Annotated in this window: 19 protein-coding genes and 1 tRNA gene; 5 read left to right on the top strand and 15 right to left on the bottom strand. The window is 43.5% G+C overall.

Going from position 1 to position 24,233, the window contains the following annotated elements; genetic code table 11:
- Positions 1-795 precede the first annotated feature (795 nt).
- Complete coding sequence (locus DK187_RS03675; RefSeq protein WP_111605993.1) at positions 796-2,268, bottom strand: aminoacyl-histidine dipeptidase; 1,473 nt, start codon at positions 2,266-2,268, stop codon at positions 796-798.
- Positions 2,269-2,515: 247 nt separating this feature from the next.
- Positions 2,516-3,889 (bottom strand): glutathione-disulfide reductase, encoded by a 1,374-nt coding sequence (gene gorA, locus DK187_RS03680; RefSeq protein ID WP_111605994.1) that lies wholly within the window; start codon positions 3,887-3,889, stop codon positions 2,516-2,518.
- Between the two features lie 179 nt (positions 3,890-4,068).
- On the opposite strand from gorA, the gene xthA reads away from it, so the two are divergent.
- Together xthA and DK187_RS03690 are read left to right on the top strand one after the other, a co-directional pair.
- Positions 4,069-4,884, top strand: a complete 816-nt coding sequence (gene xthA, locus DK187_RS03685; protein WP_111605995.1) for an exodeoxyribonuclease III — start codon at positions 4,069-4,071, stop codon at positions 4,882-4,884.
- Positions 4,885-5,060: 176 nt separating this feature from the next.
- A complete protein-coding gene (locus tag DK187_RS03690) occupies positions 5,061-5,375 on the top strand; it encodes an ArsR/SmtB family transcription factor (RefSeq protein ID WP_188322979.1) in 315 nt (104 codons plus the stop codon).
- A gap of 10 nt (positions 5,376-5,385) precedes the next feature.
- Here the strand turns inward: DK187_RS03690 and DK187_RS03695 are convergent, their stop codons facing one another.
- The 5 genes from DK187_RS03695 to DK187_RS03715 all read right to left on the bottom strand — a co-directional run bounded on the left by DK187_RS03695 (position 5,386) and on the right by DK187_RS03715 (position 10,700).
- Complete coding sequence (locus DK187_RS03695; RefSeq protein ID WP_223232361.1) at positions 5,386-6,081, bottom strand: alpha/beta fold hydrolase; 696 nt, start codon at positions 6,079-6,081, stop codon at positions 5,386-5,388.
- Positions 6,082-6,100: 19 nt separating this feature from the next.
- Positions 6,101-6,940 (bottom strand): DNA ligase, encoded by an 840-nt coding sequence (locus DK187_RS03700; RefSeq protein ID WP_111605996.1) that lies wholly within the window; start codon positions 6,938-6,940, stop codon positions 6,101-6,103.
- Between the two features lie 188 nt (positions 6,941-7,128).
- On the bottom strand, positions 7,129-9,057 hold the full coding sequence (htpG, locus tag DK187_RS03705) for a molecular chaperone HtpG (RefSeq protein WP_111605997.1): 1,929 nt from the start codon (positions 9,055-9,057) through the stop codon (positions 7,129-7,131).
- Positions 9,058-9,274: 217 nt separating this feature from the next.
- The gene (locus DK187_RS03710; protein WP_111605998.1) at positions 9,275-9,979 is read right to left on the bottom strand and encodes an O-methyltransferase; all 705 of its coding nucleotides are present in this window, start codon (positions 9,977-9,979) and stop codon (positions 9,275-9,277) included.
- A complete protein-coding gene (locus DK187_RS03715) occupies positions 9,969-10,700 on the bottom strand; it encodes a DUF599 domain-containing protein (protein WP_111605999.1) in 732 nt (243 codons plus the stop codon). Before DK187_RS03715 ends, DK187_RS03710 begins: the two co-directional genes overlap by 11 nt.
- Before the next feature lie 182 nt (positions 10,701-10,882).
- Between DK187_RS03715 and DK187_RS03720 the strand changes: the two genes are divergently transcribed.
- A tRNA-Leu gene (locus DK187_RS03720) sits at positions 10,883-10,967 on the top strand.
- Between the two features lie 155 nt (positions 10,968-11,122).
- Here DK187_RS03720 and pyrC read toward each other — a convergent pair.
- The 4 genes from pyrC to sbcB form a co-directional block, all read right to left on the bottom strand.
- The gene (gene pyrC, locus DK187_RS03725; RefSeq protein WP_111606000.1) at positions 11,123-12,154 is read right to left on the bottom strand and encodes a dihydroorotase; all 1,032 of its coding nucleotides are present in this window, start codon (positions 12,152-12,154) and stop codon (positions 11,123-11,125) included.
- A 156-nt stretch (positions 12,155-12,310) separates the two neighbouring features.
- A complete protein-coding gene (locus DK187_RS03730) occupies positions 12,311-14,239 on the bottom strand; it encodes a DEAD/DEAH box helicase (RefSeq protein WP_111606001.1) in 1,929 nt (642 codons plus the stop codon).
- 169 nt (positions 14,240-14,408) lie between these two features.
- Entirely contained in the window at positions 14,409-15,443 is a 1,035-nt protein-coding gene (locus DK187_RS03735) for an AI-2E family transporter (RefSeq protein ID WP_111606002.1), read from the bottom strand.
- Positions 15,444-15,452: 9 nt separating this feature from the next.
- Positions 15,453-16,907 carry an exodeoxyribonuclease I gene (sbcB, locus tag DK187_RS03740; RefSeq protein ID WP_111606003.1) on the bottom strand — a complete coding sequence of 485 codons (1,455 nt, stop codon included), beginning with the start codon at positions 16,905-16,907 and terminating at the stop codon, positions 15,453-15,455.
- 92 nt (positions 16,908-16,999) lie between these two features.
- Here sbcB and DK187_RS03745 point away from each other — a divergent pair, with 92 nt between their 5' ends.
- Positions 17,000-17,509, top strand: a complete 510-nt coding sequence (locus DK187_RS03745) for a YchJ family protein (RefSeq protein ID WP_111606004.1) — start codon at positions 17,000-17,002, stop codon at positions 17,507-17,509.
- Here the strand turns inward: DK187_RS03745 and DK187_RS03750 are convergent.
- From DK187_RS03750 to DK187_RS03765, 4 genes are all read right to left on the bottom strand, one after another.
- Positions 17,506-18,558, bottom strand: a complete 1,053-nt coding sequence (locus DK187_RS03750; RefSeq protein ID WP_204355574.1) for an HD domain-containing phosphohydrolase — start codon at positions 18,556-18,558, stop codon at positions 17,506-17,508. The two genes, DK187_RS03745 and DK187_RS03750, sit on opposite strands and share 4 nt — an antisense overlap.
- Positions 18,559-18,576: 18 nt before the next feature.
- Complete coding sequence (locus DK187_RS03755; RefSeq protein WP_111606005.1) at positions 18,577-20,985, bottom strand: response regulator; 2,409 nt, start codon at positions 20,983-20,985, stop codon at positions 18,577-18,579.
- Between the two features lie 8 nt (positions 20,986-20,993).
- Positions 20,994-21,494 (bottom strand): putative pterin-binding protein, encoded by a 501-nt coding sequence (locus DK187_RS03760; protein ID WP_111606006.1) that lies wholly within the window; start codon positions 21,492-21,494, stop codon positions 20,994-20,996.
- 196 nt (positions 21,495-21,690) lie between these two features.
- Complete coding sequence (locus DK187_RS03765) at positions 21,691-22,590, bottom strand: aldo/keto reductase (protein WP_111606007.1); 900 nt, start codon at positions 22,588-22,590, stop codon at positions 21,691-21,693.
- A 276-nt stretch (positions 22,591-22,866) separates the two neighbouring features.
- Between DK187_RS03765 and aroA the strand changes: the two genes are divergently transcribed.
- Positions 22,867-24,144: a 3-phosphoshikimate 1-carboxyvinyltransferase gene (aroA, locus tag DK187_RS03770; RefSeq protein WP_111606008.1), complete on the top strand. Its 1,278-nt coding sequence runs from the start codon at positions 22,867-22,869 to the stop codon at positions 24,142-24,144.
- Positions 24,145-24,233: the final 89 nt, after the last annotated feature.

Raw genomic sequence — 24,233 nt, forward strand, 5'->3', positions numbered from 1 at the left:
TTGCTTTTTTCATGATAGGACTTCCCTGTTATATAACTCGCTCAATACCAAAATCTGTTTGGACGATGCCGCTTCAGATCGTCTTTGATCGCCACTATGTTGGTTCTTTGTTTGCCCTTTTTTAGCGCGATTTGACCCGCGAGGCAAGCAATTCCCTCAGGTCTTATGAGCTGATCCGTTTTATACATTAATATCCCAAGTTGGAATACAAATCGGTCGAATGAAAGCTAAATTTCGATTCGCCTATAGGTCAGACCTACAAAAGATTTTAGACAATCAAAAAAATTAAATCCCTTGACGCGCTAAAGAACGATCCACAAAAGCCAATATATACAGGTATTACATCAGCCATTCACCTTGGTTTGATTTTGCGCTGACGCGTTGAGCCTGCGAAACAGGCGCAAGCAAAGCAATACCAAGGTGAGATATAGTACGACGCCCTTTTGCCACGAAGAAGTCAGTTCGACGCGACGAAGTTGCGCGACGTTATGGCGTTTCAGGGTCAGTTAAAAATATCGTTTCTTTAGACTAAACAACCAATCTATGCCTTACGATACAAGGAGCGTAGGTAAAAATGATGTACCTATGAAAGAAATCAGGCATTAAAGATCTTAAAGCGAATTTTTGCTTTTCTTTATAAGGTAAGTTTTGGGCGCTTGCAAAAAGTTATCCGCTCAGCATTCACTGAATTGAAGAGCGGAATAACCTTTAGGAATACAAAGCCAATAAGAGGATTCAGAAGAAAGAAAAGAACAACCCCATCTTCAGTCTTCCCCTTGAAGAAGGGGAAGCAACTTAGGCCTTCGGCGTGGACGCCAACAACGCGACAAGTAGTCGCCAAAAATCCCCAACGGAGTCGATTTCCATGCGTTCGGTTGGCGAATGGGCACCACGGATGTTGGGGCCGAAGGAGACCATTTCCATACCAGGGTATTTCGCGCCGATGATGCCGCACTCTAGGCCCGCATGGATAACTTTTACATTGGCTTCGTGCCCCATGACGTTGGTGTGAACGGTTAAGAAGTGCTTGAGTAAGCCTGCCTTTGGATCTGGGCGCCAACCGGGGTAGCCATTTTCGAGTTTCACGTCAGCTTGAATTAATGAGAAGGCAGATTTTGCCACGTAAGCCAGGTGTTCTACGGCAGAATCCACTAACGATCGTACTAACAAGCAGGCATCAAACGATTTTTTACCGTCAGCGGTGTTACGAAGATTCATCACACCAAAATTACAAGAGGTTTCGGTGACGCCTTCCAAGTCCGCACTCATGCGATGAACACCATGGGGCGCGCAGTACATGGCATTTAACAAAGCGTCTTTAGCGTTGCTTTCCAGTTCTGAATCCAGTGCCGCGGAGGCTAAGGTAACGCTTAAATTCGCTTCTGTCGCTGAAAACTCCGCTTGTGTGGCTTTCTCAAATGCTTCAATAAAGGCAAACAGTTTGGCTTGGTCTTTGTTGCTGACGTTGATGGTTGCTATGGCATCCCGTGAAATGGCATTGCGTAATGTACCACCGCTAAACGCGCTTAAACCGAAATCACAACGCTCTTTTAGCAAGTTTAACAAACGGACTATCAGCACGTTCGCACTGGCACGACCTTTATGGATATCCAATCCAGAATGTCCACCACGTAAACCAGAGACGGTAATTTTGAAGGCTTTTTTGTCGCTATCAGCCGCGATAGCGACGTAGTGTTTTTCAATATTGATGTCCATGCCGCCTGCACAGCCAATATACACATCGCCACGATCTTCAGAGTCCAAGTTTAATAAGATCTTGCCCTTTAAAATGCCCTCTTCGAGTTGTAGAGCACCCCGTAGACTGGTTTCCTCTTCGATGGTAAACAAGGCTTCAATAGGCCCATGGACCAAGTCGGTCGCTTCTAATACAGCCATGGCGGCAGCAACACCAATGCCATTGTCAGCACCAAGGGTGGTTCCGGTTGCGTGAACCCAACCATCGATCACTTGGGTGACAATCGGATCTTTGGTGAAGTCATGGTCGATGTCGGCATTTTTCTGCGCAACCATATCCAAGTGACCTTGTAAGACGACAGTTTCTCTGTCTTCCATGCCTTTACTTGCGGCTTTGCGGATTAATAGGTTGCCGACAGGATCAACGTAAGTTTCAAGCCCTAGTTCGCTCGCCCATTGAATCAAGTGTGCTCTTAAGGCGGCTTCGTGGTAAGACGGGCGCGGTGTGTTGCATAGTGTTTGAAAATGGCGCCAAATAGCAGCAGGTTGTAACGTCGTTAGTACTTCGTTCATTTTAGTCTCGTGTATTTTTTTAAGAACATGTTGCGAATGCTAGCCACACTAATGAAGTGCCGCCATTGAGGCAATCGAAATTAAGACTATGCTGATAGAGAAAACGTATGCGCTGTACAATTTGATCGTGAAGAAGAAGCCAAATTCTAGATTAAATGGACAAACATTAGATATACAAAAAAGACGCCCTGATAATCCGTATCAAGGCGTCTTTTTTCAGTGCATTACTCGAGCGTCTTTGTCCGTCTTATTTTTTCTTTAAAGACGCAGCTGAAAAAGTCACAAACTCTTCCGCGCTGGTTGGGTGAACCCCTACCGTGTCGTCGAAATCCGCTTTGGTTGCACCGGCTTTGATCGCAATCCCTAAGCCTTGGATAATCTCGCCAGCGTAATCGCCTACCATGTGCGCACCAATGACTTTATCGTCTGCATTGTTTACCAACAACTTCATCATAGAGCGTGACGTGCTGCCACTCAGTGTGTGTTTCATTGGGCGGAAGTCCGTTTGATACACTCGGAAGTCTATGCCTCTCGTCTCGGCTTCCTGCTCACTTAACCCTACGGTGCCTATTGCGGGTTGGCTGAAAACAGCGGTTGGAATATTGTCATAATCGAAGGTCACTTCTTTGCCTTCAAACCAATAAGCGATCAACGCCATGGCTTCTTTGATCGCAACCGGCGTTAACTGGATACGATCCGTCACATCGCCAAGAGCAAAGACACTTTTTGTAGAAGTAGTGAAGTTTTTATCAATGATCACTGCACCGTTTGCACCGGTTTTAACGCCCGCTTTATCAAGCGCGAGGGAAGCCACGTTGGGCACACGACCAGTGGCATATAGAATCAAACCAAACTCTTCTACATGACCATCTTTAAAGTGCACTGTTCGAGCGCCTTTTGGGGTCGCCGCATCCGCCAATTCAATGTATTCAACGTCGGTATTTAAACGAACATCAATGCCAGATTTTTTGTATTCTTCACTGGCAAAATCCCGAACATCTTGGTCGAAGCCACGCAGCAGCTGATCACCACGGTAGGCAAGACTGGTTTCCACGCCTAAGCCATTCAGAATACCAGCAAATTCCACAGCAATGTAACCACCACCAACAACCAGTGCTTTTTGAGGCAGTTCTTCTAGAAAAAACATCTCGTTAGAGCTGACGACGAGATCGCTGCCTTTGAATTCAGGGATAAAAGGCTTAGCGCCAACAGCAATCAAGATGCGTTCTGCGGTATAGGTTTTACCATCTACCATCACGGTATGCGCATCGGCAAAACTCGCAAAACCGGCAATAACCTCAACACCAGCATTACCTAATAAATTGCCGTAGATGCCGTTGAGGCGTTGGATTTCTTTGGTTTTGTTATCACGTAAAACCGACCAGTTAAACTCAACCCCTTGGTGAGACCAACCATAACCTGCCGCTTCGTCAAAACCATGGCCAAATTCTGAACCATAGACAAAGAGTTTTTTAGGCACACAACCGATGTTGACACAAGTGCCACCCAATGCGCCGCCTTCTGCAACGGCGACTTTATAACCTTTCGATGCTGCTACTCGGCTTGCTCTAACGCCACCAGAGCCTGCGCCAATAACAAATAAGTCGTACTGATAAGACATGTTGAGTCTCCAAAATTACTTTTTAAACCATTCGTACAGTGTAACAGGCCAGCCAAAAGAAGTTAAAAACAATCCCTTACACGTGCCATGAAAAAGCCATCAATTCATCTCATTTAACCGCTTTATGTAAACCCCACATCTCGGTATCATTGAGCAAATTCGTTTAACAAGGACCCCCCGTGAAATTTGTCTCTTTTAACATCAACGGCTTACGTGCTCGACCACATCAAATAACCGCGCTTGTCGAAAAACACGCACCGGACGTCATTGGCCTGCAAGAAATCAAGGTGCACGATGATGCTTTTCCTCACGAGATTCCGCAGTCTGTTGGCTATCATGCTTATTATTACGGACAAAAATCCCATTACGGCGTGGCTATTTTTAGTAAGCAAGAAGCGACTAACGTGGAGTATGGCTTTCCAGATGATGAAGAAGACGCGCAGCGTCGAATGATTATTGCAACGTTTGACACTCCCCAAGGAGCAGTAAAAGTGATAAACGGTTACTTCCCTCAAGGAGAAAGCCGCGACCACGAAACTAAGTTTCCTGCGAAGCGCAAATTTTATGCAGACTTAATGCAGTACCTTGCTTCTCATTCTCCTGATGAAAAAATCATTGTCATGGGTGACATTAATATCTCCCCTACAGATTTAGACATCGGCATTGGAGAGGTCAACGCCAAACGCTGGTTAAAAACAGGTAAATGCAGTTTCTTGCCAGAAGAAAGAGAATGGTTCTCTACCTTGGCCAACTGGGGACTAACAGACACTTATCGTCAACTTAACCCAACACGAAATGATCGTTTCAGCTGGTTTGACTATCGCTCTAAAGGCTTTGAAGACACGCCTAAACGAGGCTTACGAATCGACGTCATTATGGCTTCCAATGGACTGACACCTTATTTAGAAGATGCCGATGTAGATTACGATTTGCGTGCCCTAGAGAAGCCATCCGATCACGCCCCTATTTGGACAAGCTTTAATCTTAACAAATAAAAAGCCATGACACGGTCATTGTGCAAATTTCATACAACACGACATAATGACCGCATTACCTGACAACAACAGCCGTTGACAGCGACTACTACCGAGTTTATCCACAGACAATGTGGATGGTTTTGTTTGCGGCAGAAAACACGATGCACCAACGGCTACTTTAGAAAGAGAAAAAAATGGAAAACACAACGCCTACCATGAAAGATATGCTACAACAATCCTCACAAGCCGCCCTGTTTTTAAAAGCGCTCAGTAACGAGAATCGTCTGATGATTTTATGCCATTTGCTGGATAAAGAACTGTCCGTGACGGCTTTAAATGAAAAGCTGCCTTTGAGCCAATCCGCCCTTTCACAACACCTTGCGATATTGCGAAAAGACGGTTTAGTCAACACCCGTCGAGAGTCACAAACTATTTTCTATATGATAGGCGACAGCAGAGTAAAAGAGCTGATCCAGACACTTCACAGACTTTTTTGCCCAACACTTTAATGCGAAGGCATTAGCCTTTATAAAACGCTAGCATCCGCTGAGCCAGCCACGCTGGCTGCTCCAAAGGCACCATATGCCCACAATGATCGATCTTTTGCAGGGCGTAACGCTCGCAAGACTGCATTTTATCTAATACCTCGCCCGATAATAAAACATCGTCTGTACCAACAAGAAAACACAACGCAAACCCTGCGTGTTCAAGCTCAGTTAATAACACTGGACGCTGCAAACTGCTTTTCAATTGCTGAATAAAAACCGCTTCGCCCAATGCTTCGTCCATAGCCAAAATGCAACCAATCAGCTCGCTATTACCTTGATTCACAGGACTCAACATAGCAAGGGCTTTTTTACGCGGTATGCCATGATAGCCTTGTTTCGCGACCCAATTAAGGGCAATTTCACGTTGCTGACGCTCTGACTCTAACAAGCCACTTGCGGTATTGGACAAGACCATTAGTCGGTTTACTCGCTCTGGGTATGCCAAGGCAAAGGCACAAGCAATGTACCCTCCCATAGAAAACCCCAACAGATTAATGGGCGTTGTCGGCAACACCTGCGCGAGGGCTGCGACCATTAACTTAATCGAGTCTTCGCCGGGTATCGCCACATGGCGCAGTGCAATATGGGAACCCAGAGCCTGTTGAGTTGTATCCCAAAGGCGCTGATCACACATAGTACCAGGCAAACAATAAACCTCTGTCAGCACGATCACCTCTTCAAAAACATTAATAATCGATTTCTCGAAGCCGCAAAAAACTGGCAAATCTTGGAATGCCGCGCTCCGTAAAACCATGATATTTATAGGTTACATAATCACCTGGCTGAGGTGGATTACGTCGTTCATCATCGGAAAAACCACTGCCAATTTTAAACTGAATACCAGATGGCATTTCAACCAGAATCGACCCCATCATACCATCGTATTTTCCAGCGCCATTTAAAATCGCAACCACTTTAGCCTCCGCATCCATATAAGGCTTTAGTTTTAACAGATTATCCGTACGACCATTTTCAAATGTGGCCAATTTACGATGCAACATCAAACCCTCTGCGCCGTTTTTCACATAGGTCTCTAATAACAGAGACAAGGCTTGGTTGTTCTCTACAGAAAATTGTTCAACTGGACGCACATGAGAGACATTTAGACGATTAACAATGCGACTATACCGTTGATAACGTTTTTCAAACGGCATTTCTTTTGCCTCGTCTGGAGCATCAAACACCATGTAATGGATCTTGCGCCATTCACGGTCAACTGGCACATTCTTTCGCACCGTAGACATAATAAAAGCAAAATCATTGTGTGTAGACCAAAGCTCACCATCAAGCCAAACATCCGGTAAGGGATCGGTAAACCAAGTGGGCGCATAGATAGGGTTACCTTGGCGGGTTATCAATTGCTTTCCCGTCCAAATCGCCCGAATACCATCGTATTTTTCGCTGACTAAATAGTCATCAACGTGAACGTCATCAGAAAACCTGGACGCCAGTTGCACGTCTTGTTGAGAAAGCGCAAATGCAGAAAAAAATAACAGGCAAGCGGCTAGGCATTGTCTTAAAAACATATATCACTCCTTTGAATAATTAACACGTTGAATAGTTAACACACTGTCCTTAGTGCTTTATCAACCTAAAGAATTATCCAACAAAAAGCAAATCATCCGCCATAAAAAAAGCCTCTATTCCATTAAAATAGAGGCTTTATTGAGCTTAGCAAGACGGCGTAATGAAACCATTACACCGTTTTCAGGTATTACTTACTTAGCTGAACAATCAATTTGTTCATACGGCTAACAAACGTCGCTGGGTCTTCTAACTGACCGCCTTCAGACAAAGTCGCTTGTTCGAACAGCAACCACGCCATATCCGCAAAACGTTCTTCGTCTGTTTCAGCGTCCATCTTAGCGACAATGGGGTGATCTGGATTCACTTCCAATGTTGGCTTAGATTCAGGCAATTTCTGACCCGCTTGCTCAAGCAAACGACGCATCTGTAGACCCATATCGTATTCCCCAACCACCAAACACGCAGGAGAATTGGTTAAACGATCGGTACTGTTCACAGCGGTCACTTTCGACTCAAGAACCGTTTTCATGCGATCCAGAAGCGGCTTGATTTGCTCAGCCTTTTCTTCTTTCTCTTTCTTCTCTTCTTCGTTTTCTTGGTCAGCTAAGTCTAGCTTGCCTTTGGTAACATCTTGGAAAGATTTACCTTCAAACTCTTGTAGAGAAGACATCATCCACTCATCAATGCGATCACTTAACAATAAGACTTCAAAGCCTTTCTTACGCAAAATCTCTAAATGTGGGCTGTTTTTCGCCGTATTATGACTCTCAGCGTAGATATAATAAATCTTATCTTGGCCTTCTTTCATGCGCTCGATGTAATCAGCCAACGAGACTGTTTGCGCAGCAGCGTCTGTGTGAGTCGAGCTAAAGCGCAACAAACCGGCGATTTTATCTTTGTTGCCCATATCATCAGCTGGGCCTTCTTTGATCACGTTACCAAATTCATTCCAGAATTTTTGGTAATCCTCTGGCTCATTTTTCGCCATCTTGCTTAGCATATCGAGTACGCGTTTCGTCAATGCTGAGCGCATAGAATCAACGGCATGGTCGTTTTGCAAAATTTCACGAGACACGTTCAGAGACAAATCATTTGAATCTACCACGCCTTTTACGAAACGCATGTATGGCGGCAAGAAGGCTTCTGCTTCATCCATAATAAACACACGCTGAACATACAATTTCAGACCGCGTTGCATATCACGATTCCAAAGATCGTAAGGCGCCTTGGAAGGAATATACAACAAGCTGGTGTACTCTAACTTGCCTTCAACCTTATTGTGAGACCATTTCAAAGGCTCTTGATAATCGTGAGAAATATGCTTGTAAAACTCTTGATATTCTTCATCGGTGACATCGCTGCGTGAACGTGTCCATAAGGCTTTTGCCGAGTTAACCGCCTCAAATTCTGGTGCTTTATTCTCGTCAACAGGCTTAGGATTCCCCTCTTCGTCCATTTCTGGGTAAACGGGCTTTTCCATTTCCACTGGAATAGAAATATGGTCAGAATATTTGGTCACTAGATGACGCAAACGGAAGTTGTCTGCAAATTCTTTTTCATCGCTTTTAAGATGTAAAGTAATGCGTGTACCACGCGTGGCTTTTTCAATATTCTCAATGGTGAACTCACCAGAACCGTCCGATACCCAACGTACCGCTTGATCAGCTGTCACACCAGCGCGGCGAGTTTCAACGGTCACTTGATCCGCTACGATAAAAGCGGAGTAAAAACCAACGCCAAATTGACCAATTAACTGGCTGTCTTTTTTCTGATCGCCACTCAATTGCTCAAGAAACGCCGATGTGCCGGATTTAGCAATCGTACCTAGGTTGGTAATGGCCTCTTCACGGGACATACCCACGCCGTTATCATCAATAACGACCGTGTTGCTGTCCTTGTCAAATTCAATACGGACACGAAGATTTGGATCTTCGGCGAGAAGGTCTGCGTTAGCGACAGACTCAAAGCGAAGCTTATCAACCGCATCAGACGCGTTCGAAATCAGCTCCCGTAGAAAGATCTCTTTGTTGGAGTACAAAGAGTGGATCATCAAATGAAGTAGTTGTTTTACTTCGGTTTGAAACCCTAACGTTTCTTTTTGAGTATCAGTTGCCATGTTATAGCTTGCTCCTATTTGAATGAACCCTCGGACCCAAGATCCAAAGGCGTATTTCTTTTCACTTGTGACTCATAGATAAAGCCTCTTGATGCAATTTCAAGAGGCTAATGCGATAAAAAGAGGCAAAAAGTCACAATAAACTTATAAGTAGAAAGGATTTAGAGGTGTTCAGATAGGAACAAAGCAAAATGCCTGATGATTTTTCCATCAAGGATCAGGCATTTTTTCGAACTAAGGTCAGCCCATCGCCTATGGGAATCAACGACAATTCAATATCCATATCCTGATGCAGCGTTTTGTTTAGCTCACGAACAATACTGGTGTCTTTATCGGTAAACGCTTCATCGGCCACATTGCCCCACCACAATGTGTTATCAATCAACAGACAACCACCTGGACGCAATAATTGCTTTCCCAGTTGGTAATAAGCCAAAAGATTTTGCTTGTCCGCATCGATAAAAATGAAGTCGAAACTTTCCCGCTCAGCGGCTAAAAAAGACTGCATGACTGGCAAGGCTTTATCACAATAAGTAGTAACTCGATCCATCACCCCTGCTTGCTCTAAATAACGCGTCGCAATATCCAGCCACATCTGCTTCTTTTCAATGGCGACTAATCTCGCATTTTTTGGCATGGCCATCGCCATCGATAAAGTACTGTACCCCGTAAACACGCCTATTTCGAGTAGCTTTTTAGGGGCTTGTAGTTTGACTAGTAGAGCCAACAACTGACCAACTTCTGGGGACAGTTGCATGCGAGCCATATGATATTGTGCTGTTTCACGTCGTAACGCTTTCAAAAGATCATTTTCACGAACGGAAACATCAACCAAATACTGGTAAAGCCTGTCATCGACATTCACCGTACGATTAACAGGCTTGTCCTCTACTGGTAAGGGCTTGGGGAAATTAGGAAGCATGAGATTTCATAACGAGTCCTCGGCTCAATGTTTTGAATGTTTTAGAACGGAATTCACGACGATACAATACCGCCACTACCATGACACTGGCGGCCATACAAAAGTATGGACCAAGAAACCAACCACAAAACGCCATCGCAAAATAAAAAGCACGCAATCCGTAGTTGAATTGATTCGCCGCTAAACTACAAATCTGCGCCATATGCATGGCGTACAATTCACGCTCACTGTCTTCGATACCACGCTCTGTTGCAAGTGGTGCACTACCAACCAATACAGAACAAAAGTTATACTGCCTAACAGACCAGGTGAAAGTGAAAAACGCATAAGAAAAGATCGCCACCAAAACAATAATTTTCAATTCCCATTCTTGCTGGCTCATGGGTGAGACAAGATAAAAATCGGATAAAATACCAATGGCTTTTTCGGAGTAATTAAAGGCAGTGAACAAACCTGCGATAATCAGCAAGCTACTCGATGCAAAAAACAAGCTGCTGCGCTCCAAATTCGCCATCACCGAAGCATCGGCGATTCGATTGTCTCGTCTAAGTAAACGAGACATCCACGCTAAGCGAAATTGATGCAACACACTCACCAAACAAGAACGACGCTTAGAATTGTACTGAGCATAAAAAGCGTATCCCCACCAGCAAGCAAAAAAGACAAAAAGTGTAACAAGATCAAGAGGATTTAATAACATTAACACCGAATGACTTTCCATATTCTCACTCTGCTGAAATAACAATTTAGGGTGCTATTATTAGACCATTTTTGATTTTATAAGTCCTGTTTCATCTTATAAAATTCCGTGATCCATTCTAAAAAAATAAATATAAATCCTTCCCCAAAAAACGCTTGCATCAGCAAAAAATATCGGTAAGATCTCGCACATTAACACGGCATGCGGATGTGGTGGAATTGGTAGACACGCTGGATTTAGGTTCCAGTGCTTCACGGCGTGAGAGTTCGAGTCTCTCCATCCGCACCATCTTATTACCCCTCTAAGTTTCTTTCTCATCTTTAGTCAGTAGACGTTTATACCGCCAAGTGCTATCTAATGGTTTACGACATCAATCATAAAAATGATGAAAAAAACCGAACACATTGCTGCATCCGGTTTCATTTAAACATAGACAGAGTGTCTTACTTCAATTTCCAAGCCACTTGCTTACCAGCAAAAAACGGCACAATGGGCTCACCATTTGGCAGGGTGATATTACTAGGCACCTCCCAAGACTCGCGTACCAAGGTCACGGTTTCTGTATTGCGAGGCAACCCATAGAAGTCAGCACCATAAAAACTCGCAAACCCCTCTAACTTATCAAGCGCGCCTAGCTCATCAAACACTTGCGTGTACAACTCAAGTGCAGACCAAGCACTGTAACAACCCGCGCACCCGCAGTCGGATTCTTTACGATGCTTGGCATGAGGAGCGGAGTCTGTTCCCAAGAAAAATCGTGGCGAGCCAGATTTCACCACCGCGCGTAGAGCTTGTTGATGAGTACTGCGCTTAAGAACAGGCAAGCAATAGTTGTGCGGGCGAATCCCACCATCCAACATATCATTACGATTCAACAGCAAATGTTGGGGCGTAATAGTTGCAGCAACCCCTTCACGAGCAGACAGCACAAAATCAGCAGCCTCTTTGGTCGTAATGTGTTCAAACACAACTTTTAGATGAGGTATACGTTCAACAATCTTCACCATGTGTTGATCAATAAATTCTTTTTCACGATCGAAAATATCAATGTGCTTCTGAGTCACTTCACCATGGATCAACAACAACATGCCGTTGTCGGCCAACGCTTCAAAAACAGGGTATAAAGACTCTAAAGAATTGACCCCAGAATCAGAGTTGGTCGTTGCGCCAGCTGGATACATTTTCGCCGCCAATACGCCGGCTTTTTTTGCATCTTTAATGTCTTGCACACTGGTTTTGTCGGTTAAATAAATGGTCATTACTGGCATAAATGTACTGCCAGCTGGACGGGCCGCTAAAATACGTTCCTTATAGCTTAATGCGAGCGCTGCCGTTGTTACTGGCGGTACCAAATTGGGCATCACCACAGCACGCTCAAAACAGCGAGCTGTTGCTGGAACCGTCTCGAACAACATGTCTTGATCGCGAAAGTGTAAATGCCAATCATCTGGCTTAATAATAGTAATCTCGTTCATTAGCGGCCTTTTTGGATAACATATTAAATAGTAAGAGGAAATAACAAATAAATTTTAACAGAAGTGGCTAATTGACAATAGCCAGCTTTTTGATATAAAAAAACCGAATCTAAGACTAGACTCGGTTTTTTTAAAAGCTACAACACGTAAAACATACTAAGCGTTTTTACGTGGCGCTCTTGGACGACGCTCAGCACTGCGGTTTGCATCGCGGTCACGACCGCCACCCGCACCAGCGCTTGGACGACGACGTTCACCACCATTAGATGGACGACGTTCACCGCCACCAGCTGGGCGCTTACGAGTAGAAGGCGCGGCTGCACGCTTATTCAACTCATCAGCATTATCTAGCTTAGCAATATCAGTGCGTTGTCCACAGATGCGAGTCTTACCTAACTTACCCAATGCATCGGCACTTAGGTTAGAAGGCAAATCGACAGTTGCAAAATCTTCATATATTTCAATATGACCAATATAACGGCTTTCAATATCCGCTTCATTCGCAATCGCACCAACAATGTTGCCAGGTTTAACACCATCGCTGTAGCCAACTTGAACAACATAACGAGTCATGGATGTATTTGGATCATCTTTTAACGGCATTGCTTCTGCAGTAACAGGACGAACCTTACGTTCACGCGGCGTACGATCACCACGATCGCCTCTATCACTACGATCGCCTCTATCACCACGATCGCCGCGGTCAGAACGAGATCCATCGCGATCTTCACGACGCTCTCTGCGTTCTTGGCGAACTTCCATTTCAGACAATAGCAAAGGCGTTTTGCCTTGTGCCATATGCGCTAAAGCAGCCGCCATTTTCAAAGGATCCACTTCATTTTCTTTCTGGTAGCTTTCAACAAGCTCCAAGAAGAAATCAAGGTTTTCATTGTCCATCGCATCGGTGATGCGCTGCTTAAAACGATTAACGCGATGTGCGTTAATATCGGAAGCAGTCGGCAAAGTCATACTTTCAATTGGCTGACGAGTCGCACGCTCAATAGCTTGCAACATACGACGCTCGCGATGAGCAACGAACAAAATTGCTGTTCCTAGACGACCAGCACGACCGGTACGCCCGATACGGTGAACATAAGATTCAGTATCATACGGAATGTCATAGTTGACCACGTGACTTACGCGCTCTACGTCTAGACCACGAGCAACAACGTCTGTGGCAACCAGAATGTCAATTTGACCATTCTTAATGCGATCAACCGTACGCTCACGCAAGTTTTGACTAATGTCACCATTTAACGCTTCACAAGCGTGACCACGGGCAGTGAGTTTCTCAGCAAGCTCAATCGTTGCCGCTTTGGTACGAACAAAGATAATCATACCGTCATGTTCGTTCATCTCAAGAATACGAGTCAACGCGTCTAATTTATGCAGACCACTCACTGACCAATATTTTTGAGTAATCGTCATTGCCGTAGAAGTTTTGGTAACAATTTTCACTTCTTTCGGATTATTAAGGTGACGATTAGCAACCTGACGAATCACAGGAGGCATAGTCGCAGAGAACAATGCGATTTGGCGTGTGGGCGGTGTTTGCTCTAGAATCCACTCGACATCATCGATGAATCCCATGCGTAACATTTCATCCGCTTCATCAAGAACTAGGGCTTTAAGACCGTCTAGCTTCAATGTTTTACGACGAATATGATCCATAACACGACCAGGCGTACCAACAACAACTTGAACACCACGTTTTAGTTGGCGAAGTTGAGTGTCGTATGACATGCCGCCGTAAATTGGCAAAACATGAAAATCTGGAAGGTTACGAGCGTAACTTTGAAATGCTTCAGCAACCTGAATAGCAAGTTCACGGGTTGGAGCCAGTACAAGTAATTGTGTCGTTTTATCTGTAACGTCAATGCGAGACAGTAACGGGAGCGCGAACGCTGCTGTCTTACCGGTACCCGTCTGCGCTTGCCCCAAAAGGTCTCGACCTTCTAATAGATATGGAATACTTTGCGCTTGGATAGCAGATGGTTGCTCGTAACCTAGGTCAGCAACCGCTTTAAGAACAGGGGCGATTAGGCCCAACGAATCAAATGTAGGCTGAGTATCAGCGTCAGACATGTAAATTAGTACCTTTTATTGGTGAGTATAAGGCCTGTAAGTATTTACATGCCTTAATAGATTTCTTCGGACGAAAATCCGATGGCGAAGTATACGTGAAAAAAGAAAATAAAGCCAGCAAGGTTCAAAATAAGATCCCGCCAGCTTACAGACCATGAGCTAAGCCGAATTAACGTCTTGGATTACTTGAGTCCGAATCGATCATGACAGCCAACCATTGCATTTTTGGATGTGCCTCAAACGCTAACTTCATAATGATGGTCAAAGGAATCGAGAGTAACATGCCAACGGGACCAAAAACCCATCCCCACAAAAGCAAAGACAAAAACACAACTAAAGTAGACAGCCCCAACCCCTTACCCATATATCGAGGTTCAATAACATTGCCGATGATTAAATTGACGGCTAAAAATCCCGCCGCTGTTAATCCTGCCGAAAGACTACCCAACTGAACAAATGCCAACAACACGGCCGGTACTGCCGCGATGATGGAGCCTATGTTAGGCACAAAATTCAAAAGAAACGCACACACGCCCCATAAAATAGGAAAATCAACGCCAATCACCCAAAGCCAAAGCGTAATAAGCACCCCAGTTAAAATACTCACCAAGGTCTTAATGACAAGATAACGATTGACAGACTGAATGAAAGATTCAAATTTTTGCAACGATTGTGACGCGTCATTTAAAGCCACAGATAACTTTTTAGGTAACTCAACGGCTTCAAATAAAATAAAAATCACAATCATGACAACCAAAATAAGGTTTGTCAGAGCGCTACCTAATCCACGTAGAGCATTAGCTACCATCTGCATTAATGCTGAAGGATCAATATAGCCTTTTACTTGATCATAGGATATTTGTAAGCCCAAACTGTTCACCAGCTGAATCAAACTAGACGTTTCTTCAGCAAATCGAGCTTTGTAACTTGGCAGCTGACTGGAAAAATTATCCAAGGAGGCACCAACCAAAACCGCTAAAGATCCAATGCCAACCAATATCAACATCACCACCAAAATAATAGCCAACCAAGTCGGCACCTTACGCTGACGTAGACTTGACATCAACGGGGCGCAAATAATGGCAATGAACACAGATAGCATAAAAGGTATGACTATTTGCGATGCGGCTTTTAGCCCTGCAATGATGATAATGAAAGCAGCAAAACCGACTAACCAACTCGTACCATTGTGTTGTTCGCTCATTTTGATTCCTTATAGCGCAATAGGATAAATACTTTGTGCATAATCAGCCAAGTCTTGCAGCATGATTTGCTTTGCTGCCGCCAAATCGGGAGTTTGAGCAATCTGATTCAAACGCTCAAAATACTGCTCCATGCAAATAGAACCGCCACCGTCTTTTTCAAGCAAACGCACTTGGCGATATTCTTCCCACTCCACTCTTTGTTGCTCTGTCAGTTGATCTGGGTAATTACGCCCAATGTAGCGCATTAACATTTCTGGCAATCGTCGATCATCAAACGATATGGCCAGTTCAGACAATTGGCTTGCAGGCGTCGAACAAATCGTTTCCATTCTAGCTTTATCTTCTCGGGAGAAAAAACCGCCAGAATAAAGCATGACATCTGGATCTTTATGGATGGGTCGTTCTTCTTGCGCAAAAACATCGCTCAACTTAGCCGCAAGACCAGCATGCCCTTTTATGATGGCAAGATTATGACGGCAAACAGCACCATCCAAGCCTAAGCGCTGAACAACTTGCGCATCTTTCAGAAAAGTCGCCGGAGCAACCGCTGGGGATTTATTGTAATGAATGACTTTTAGCGGCAACCTTTCCAACTCCCCCAAATCATCCTGACGTGTAAATACACGATGGCGAATGTCCTCAACACTCAAATCTACTAAAGGTTGTGCATCTGCCATTAAGTCGTAAACAATCACACCATTTTTATTGCTTGGATGAGGCGCAATGGGAACAACAAACGCCGCATAGTGCCTCGCCTGACCAAACATTCCCGAGATATGCAGAAAAGGTTTTAGTCTCGGTATATCAATGAACTGCTGTAGCTCATGCTTCTGGCGCATTTTGAAATAGTAAGCAAACAATTTAGGCTGCTTACTGCAAATCAATTTCGCTATTTCGATGGTGCCATACACATCAGACAATGCATCGTGTGCTTGCTCGTGGGCAATACCGTTGGCTTTTGTCAGTGCTTCGAGCTTCATTGAGACCTGACCATCGTCACCTTTTGGCCAAACAATCCCTTCGGGGCGCATAGCATAGGTCATTCGAACTAAATCAATAATGTCCCATCGAGAACAATTATTCTGCCACTCTCTAGCATAAGGATCGATAAAGTTACGATAAAAACCGTAACGCACCACTTCGTCATCAAACCGAATCGAGTTGTAGCCAAGCGCACAAGTCCCTGGTAGAGACAGTTCAGCTTCTACCGCCTGCATAAACTCCGCCTCACAAAGCCCTTCACGATTTGCGTCTTGAGGACTTATTCCCGTGAGTAGACAAGCTTCTGGTTGTGGGAGCACATCCTCTGCCAATCGACAGTAAAACATGACAGGCTCACCGATAGGATTAAAATCAAGATCCGTTCTAATTCCGGCAAATTGCATGGGACGATCACGCGCAGGGTCCGTTCCGGTTGTTTCAAAGTCAAACCAAAAAAATGATGTAGGGCCCGATGAGGTCACAAATAATTCCTGTTAGCCATTAAATAAAAAGGTATTATACGCATCTTGAAGTACATTTGTGAAAGTGCATTTGGCGATGAGAGGAGTGAACTATGCCAATTCCAGTAAATTGTCCTTGTGAAACAGGCAGCCCCTACGAAATGTGTTGTGGTATGTACCATAACAATCCGGGTACCGCCCCAACGGCAGAAACCCTAATGCGCTCACGCTATACTGCTTTCGCTTTGGGTAATTTTGATTACATCGCGGCGACTCAAAAGCTGACAGATGAACCCAACCAGTCTGCCTCGGACATACAAGACAGCAATGAGAAGACAAAATGGATAAAGCTCGAAATCCATAGCACTGAAGAAGGTTTAGAAAAAGACAAAAAAGGCCTTGTGGCCTTTTCTGCTCATTTTAAGGAGGGAAAGCACATTGGTCGCTTAAGTGAACGCTCCCTATTCAAAAAAATAAAGGGACAATGGTTCTATACATCAGGCGAACATGATATTCAAAAAAATACGCCACTGATCAATTCTGAAGCAATGAAAGTAGGGAGAAACGACCCTTGCCTATGTGGATCGGGCAAAAAGTTTAAAAAATGCTGCGCTGCTCATTAATCAACAGCGTCCCATTTGGCCTTAACCCCACGAATCTCGCTTTCAATCGACAAAAAGCAATCAACCAACTCTGGATCAAAATGGGAATGAGCCGCTTTTTTAATATGTTCGAGAGCCTCTTCAACGGTCCAAGACGGCTTATAAGATCGTGTCATGGTAAGCGCATCAAACACATCAGCTAAAGCAACAATCCGAGCGGACTGCGGAATCTCTTGCCCAGTAAGACCAAAAGGATAACCTGTGCCATCCCATCTTTCATGATGCCCAAGCGCCACTTCAGCCGCTAATTTAAACAGTGGTGCATCGCTTTTAATTAAAATTTGGTGCCCTATTACCGTATGCTGGCGCATTATCTCCCACTCTTCGTCGCTCAGCTTATTCGGTGACTTCAAGATAGAGTGCGGAATACCAACCTTCCCCGTATCATGAAGGGGAGCAGCTAATTTAAGCAGCTCAACTTGCTCTTCTTGCCAACCAATCGCTCTTGCTAAAATGGCACAATAATCGGCCATGCGCCACATATGGACACCAGTATCCGTATCGTTAAGCTGCCCTACCTCTCCGAGCATTTCTATAGCAGACTGTAAAGCATTATCTAATTGCTTTGTTCTATCCACTATAGTTTGTTTATTACGCTTATTATTCTCAGCCAGCTTCAGATGCGTAGCAACTCTAGATAAGGTCGTTAACGGCGTAATCGGCTTCGTAATAAAATCAACGCAGCCGACATTGAAACCCTCTTGCTCATGGTGTGCATCCGTTATTGCCGTTAAGAAAATCACTGGAATATCCGCTGTTTTAGCCTCCGCTTTGAGCACTTTACAGACGTCAAAACCGTTCATGCCCGGCATCATAATATCCAACAATACGATATCAGGCATACACCGATTGATAATATCCAACGCGGCCTGACCGCTTTTTGCAACCTGAACTTGATAATGTTCAGCTAAAATGCTTTTGAGCAAATCAATATTACTCGGCACATCATCGACAATAAGCACTCGCTTATCTTTCATATCCATCGAAAATTCTAGTTTCATTTTATTCATTTATCTTTCCCTCAGAAACTACAGTAAAAGTTGCCTTTTAAACGTTCTAACCTTTATCAACGCATCTTGATAGTCATAAGACGCAATATCCTTTGCCGCCGAAACAAGCACGGCTAAGTCATCACATTGTGCACATTTCTTCACTAGACTATCTATTATCATCTCAGAATCAGAACTACCTGATAAAAGCAAGTTTTCAAGCACCTCTATTTTAGAGAGGACATGCTTTAAATCCTCATAACTGACAGATGAACAGCTGGTATTCTCGGTGCTTTGCAAAGCATTCACACCATACTTCATCATCCAGAACTCAATTTTCTCGATCAAAAGATATGGATTGAGTGGCTTAAACAATACATCGTCGATACCAGATCTCACCGTATTATCTTGTGGCGCTATAAATGTGTCCGCTGTTAACACAATAATCGGAGGTTTACTGTCCGATAAATTTTGACAGATTTTTTCACTTGCTTCATAGCCATCCATTAATGGCATTCTAATGTCCATGATAATTAAGTCATATTGCTGAGAAAGGGAACGTTCTACGGCGTCTTTACCGTTCTCCACCCATTCCACTTTCGCTCCAACTTTCTCAATAATCGCTTTAACAATATTCGCGTTAACTTTATTATCTTCTGCTAACAAAATAACTTTATCTTTAAAAAAATCATTTTTATCAGATAAATCAGATGGAGAAGGTTCTGTCTCTTGATTTGAATTTTGCAACTCTAATAACAAAGTTTGCTCTATAATATTCGAAGGTGTAATTAATCCTGTTATATGATACTCATCCATTTGATCTAGGCTTCCACCTAAGAAAAGCACCCTTTTCATTAAAAATTTTTCTAGTTGAGTAGACAATACATACTCTGATTTAAGCCAATGACGACTGGCAATAACAGGAAGGTGACAATTAAGTAAATCGGATGTACGCCATTCAGTCAAAGAGTTGATCTTAAGGTCTGTTAATAAAGCGTTCGTTTGCACATCCTCTTTTATGAAAGCGATATTGCTCAACACAAACGGCTCTACGTTTTGATCGGGGCAATAAGGTATGGCAATTCTAAACAAACACCCTTCACCGAGAACACAAGTATAAGAAATATCACCACCTAATAAGGCCACAAGCTTTTGCGTGATACTAAGCCCTAGCCCTGTTCCACCATACAATCGAGTGGTACTGCTGTCCGCCTGTTTGAAAACATCGAAAACATCAACCCCCTCTTTAATACCCACTCCAGTGTCTTCAACCTCAATCACCAACATCTCATTCGATGATAAGGATAGATTGAGATGCACAAACCCAGAGTGAGTAAACTTAATTGCATTACCCACAACGTTGATTAAAATTTGCTGTAAGCGGGTTTTGTCTCCAATCAAATTATCACAAATAGAAAAGTCACGACGAATAATAAAATCTATTTTTTTGGAACCAGCAGCCGTTTCATTACTTTGATATACATAATCTAAAACATCATCCAGACTAAAAGCGCTGACTTCTAACTCCATTTTCCCAGATTCAATTTTTGAATAATCTAAGATACTGTTTATTATTGCTAACAAACCATCGGCAGACTTTTGGATTTTAACCACTTTCTCCCGCTGATTTTTCTCTAAACTGTCGTCGAGTAGTAGATAACTGAATCCAATAATGGCGTTCATTGGCGTCCGTATCTCATGACTCATGGTTGCCAAAAACTCTGACTTTATTTTTAATGCCTGCTCAGCTGAATATACGGCTTTTTCTAAGTCATCGGCTAATTTTTGTGTTTTTTCATACGATTCACGAGCGACTTTTAGCTGTCTAAAAAGCATAACGATAATAAACATCATGGTAATGGTTAATAAAGCGATCAACGATCCTAGATAAAGAAACAGACCTAAAGAGTCGTTTCTCTGTACAACCTTCTCTTTTGATCGAAAAGCGACTGTCTCAACCACAGTAATCTCTATATTTTTCAACAATTCATTACTTTCATTTAACAAAAAATCAACATCTATGGCGTCTTTATTGGAGAATAAAACACGGTCTATTTCAGACATTTTTGTTTGAAGAAAAATCAAAATTTGATCAGAATTTTTCAACCGATCAAAAAGCACTCTTAGCTGTCCTTTTTCTAATATATTCACTCGACTGTACAATATATCGAAACGATTCTTGGCATCTTTAAGACGTTCATCAGTAAAGTCATCATGCAACAAGCTAAGTGCATTACTAAATTTCAATGCCTCTCTATCTAATTGATAAGCCGCCCATACCGCATCCTCTTCTACCGCAGACATAATCATCTTTTGCCGTTCAACCAGTTCGGTAAACATTAGTACAGCAGCACTCATAAAAACAAATGCCAAAAAAACCAAAATAATAAAGGGCGATGACTGCTTATCGGTAACTCTGTTAAGTCCAGGTAGAAAGAGAAAGCGCATATTATAGTCTACTCTACATTGATCAATTTTATCTGCCAAACAGATCGATTATATATCACTTCATTATTCAGACTTGGAACATCGCTAAATGGATAAAGTAGAAAGATAGGCCCTTTGTCTCTTACAGACATCGGTTTCCCATTTATATCCATAGCAAGCATGACATTATAATTTTTTCCATCCTGCACAGGCACTAAGGCACTAAAATCGTTTAATGCGGTCACAGCCAAAGTACCAGAATCTACGCCAACGGCGGCCATCAAGGATCTCAATAACGGCCCTTTGTAAGAATCGACCCCCTCACTCCACGGCGTCATTGTTTTTTGCTCAACGACACCCAAATTCATCAGCATTTCACGATCAAATTCTGCTGTTTTTCTTTCGGTATTAGTAATATTTATATTTCCAGTCACGGTTAAAATAACAGGGCCTGTTGGCTTTGTTAGCGTATGCGCATATAAATCAATGCTAGCCAACGCCATTAACGCCATAACCACGTACTTTTTCATTTGATAAACCTCCTCTTAGATAACTACGTTGCTGCCAGTATAGGGAATAAAAGTGCACTTTCCATCACATGGTTACGAAACAACACGCTTTCTACACCAAGCAAAACAAAGACAGGACTCTAGATACAAAAAAAGCCGCATATAGCGGCTTAATATCCTGTTTAGAGCTTACAATGACGGTTAACGATTCCAAGTTTTAGGGAACAGGCTGACCTTTAGATGCAACCCAAATACGAAACCAATCATCATCACTCAGCGGAATGGACAATGCGTCAACAGCCATGGCCAAACGTTCAACCTTTCCTGATCCCATAACAGGACAAATACCAGACGGGTGTCGCAATAACCACGCAACAACAATTTGATCGACTGTACAATTGTTTTGCTGTGCTAACTCACCCAATACCATTTGAACGCGTTTTGCTTTTTCATTGGAGCCTGAGAACAATTCACCACCAGCAAAAGGCGACCACGCCATGGGGGTTACAGCATGTTGTTGTAAATGGTCTAAGGTGCCATCTTCAAAATGTTGCAACGCCAATGGTGATAATTCCACCTGATTCACAATCAAAGGCGCATCAAGACGAGACTGCAACAAATCAAATTGATGAGTTGTAAAATTTGACACACCAAAGTGCTTAACCTTACCAAGTGTAAATAACAAATCAAACGCCTGTGCGATCTCATCTGCATCCATCAACGGGCTTGGGCGATGCAAGAGTAACGTATCAATATACTCACACTGTAAATTAGCAAGAGAACGATCAACACTGGCTAAAATATGCTCAGCACGATAATCATAACGATGAACCCGTATTTCAGGACGACTCTCTGATGGCAGCAATATCCCGCATTTTGTAACAATCTCCATTTTGTCCCGCAGAGCGGGCTTATGTTTTAACGCCTCTCCAAATAATGCTTCGCATTGATAACCGCCATAAATATCTGCGTGGTCCAATGTCGTTACCCCTAAATCCAGACAAGCCTCAATAAAGCCAAGCGTTTCTGAAGACGTCATGTTCCATTCTTGCAGGCGCCAAAAACCTTGGGCAATACGTGATCCGTCAAAACCAAGAGGATGATATTGGTGTCTCATAAACTGTTTCCTATACGTCATTATTTTATTAACCAACATTCTAAAGAGACTTTGTGGTAAAAAACAGCGCACTGAGTGAATTAGCAGAACTGACAGGAAACGTCATCAAAGGTATACTATCTCACATTCAAGACTGACCTCTTAATCACAGAGCGACGCGACCACCTACAAATGGACATTTTTTAAACAATATTGAGAACGAATCATTTACTCGCGGCAACACGCTACTAACACAAGACCAATACAATAAACACAACCACTGTGATGGACTTAATAATGAATTCAATAACACTAGGCCCGCTTTCCAACGCCAATGGAGAGATCCAAATCCCAGGTTCTAAAAGCCTTTCAAACCGTATTTTATTACTAGCCACACTGGCAAAAGGCACGACAAAAATCACCAACTTACTAGACAGCGACGACATTCGCCGCATGCTAGAAAGTCTAACCAAATTAGGCGTTAAGTACTCTCTAGCAGACAATGGCACAACGTGCATTCTTGACGGTCTGGCAGGCCCGATTCAAGCCGATTTCGGTGACTTGTTTCTAGGGAATGCTGGTACCGCAATGCGCCCTCTCACCGCCGCGCTTTGTTTAGGAAAAGGCGAATTCCACCTTCATGGTGAGCCACGTATGCACGAACGTCCTATTGGCGATCTAGTCGATGCGCTACAAGCATTAGGGGTTGATATTGCTTACGAGGGCGAGAAAAACTATCCGCCTTTACGCATTAAAGCAAATGGCTTATCTGGCGGCGAAGTGTCTATTAAAGGCAATATCTCAAGCCAGTTCCTGACGGCTATTTTGATGAGTGCGCCCATGGCAAACAGCGATTTGACCATCAAAGTCGATGGCGAATTGGTGTCTAAACCTTATATCGATATTACACTACATGCCATGAAACAATTCGGTGTGGAAGTAGAAAATCAGAACTACCAAGCATTTGTAGTGAAAGGTCAGCAAACGTACCAAAGTCCTGGTGAAATCATGGTAGAAGGGGATGCTTCTTCCGCCTCCTACTTTTTGGCTGCCGCGGCCATTGCCGGCGGAAAAATCAAAGTCCACGGTGTGGGAACAGACAGCGTACAAGGTGACGTGAAATTCGCCGATGTATTAGCGCAAATGGGTGCGAAAATCACTTATGGCCCGACTTGGATAGAAGCGGAACGGAACGAACTGAACGGCATAGATATGGACATGAACCACATTCCTGATGCGGCTATGACCATAGCTACCACCGCTCTATTCGCCAAAGGCCCAACCACCATTCGCAACATCTACAACTGGCGAGTCAAAGAAACCGACCGTTTATACGCCATGGCAACCGAGTTGAAAAAACTCGGTGCTGACGTGATTGAAGGTGAAGACTTTATTACCATCACTCCCGTTGAGACACTTCAACATGCGGCCATCGATACCTACAATGATCACCGCATTGCCATGTGTTTCTCTCTGGTGGCTTTTTCTGATACACCAGTGACCATAAACGACCCTGGCTGTACTTCAAAAACCTTCCCAACGTATTTTGAACTGTTTGATTCTATAGCGAGCTAAAAGCGCGCTTTAAGCAATACCACAAAGGCCAAATTCTGCAAAAAGAAATTTGGCCTTTTTTATAACGTCAATAACAAAAAAAGCCCCAG

This window comes from Marinomonas arctica (assembly GCF_003259225.1).
Taxonomy (GTDB): Bacteria; Pseudomonadota; Gammaproteobacteria; order Pseudomonadales; family Marinomonadaceae; genus Marinomonas; species Marinomonas arctica.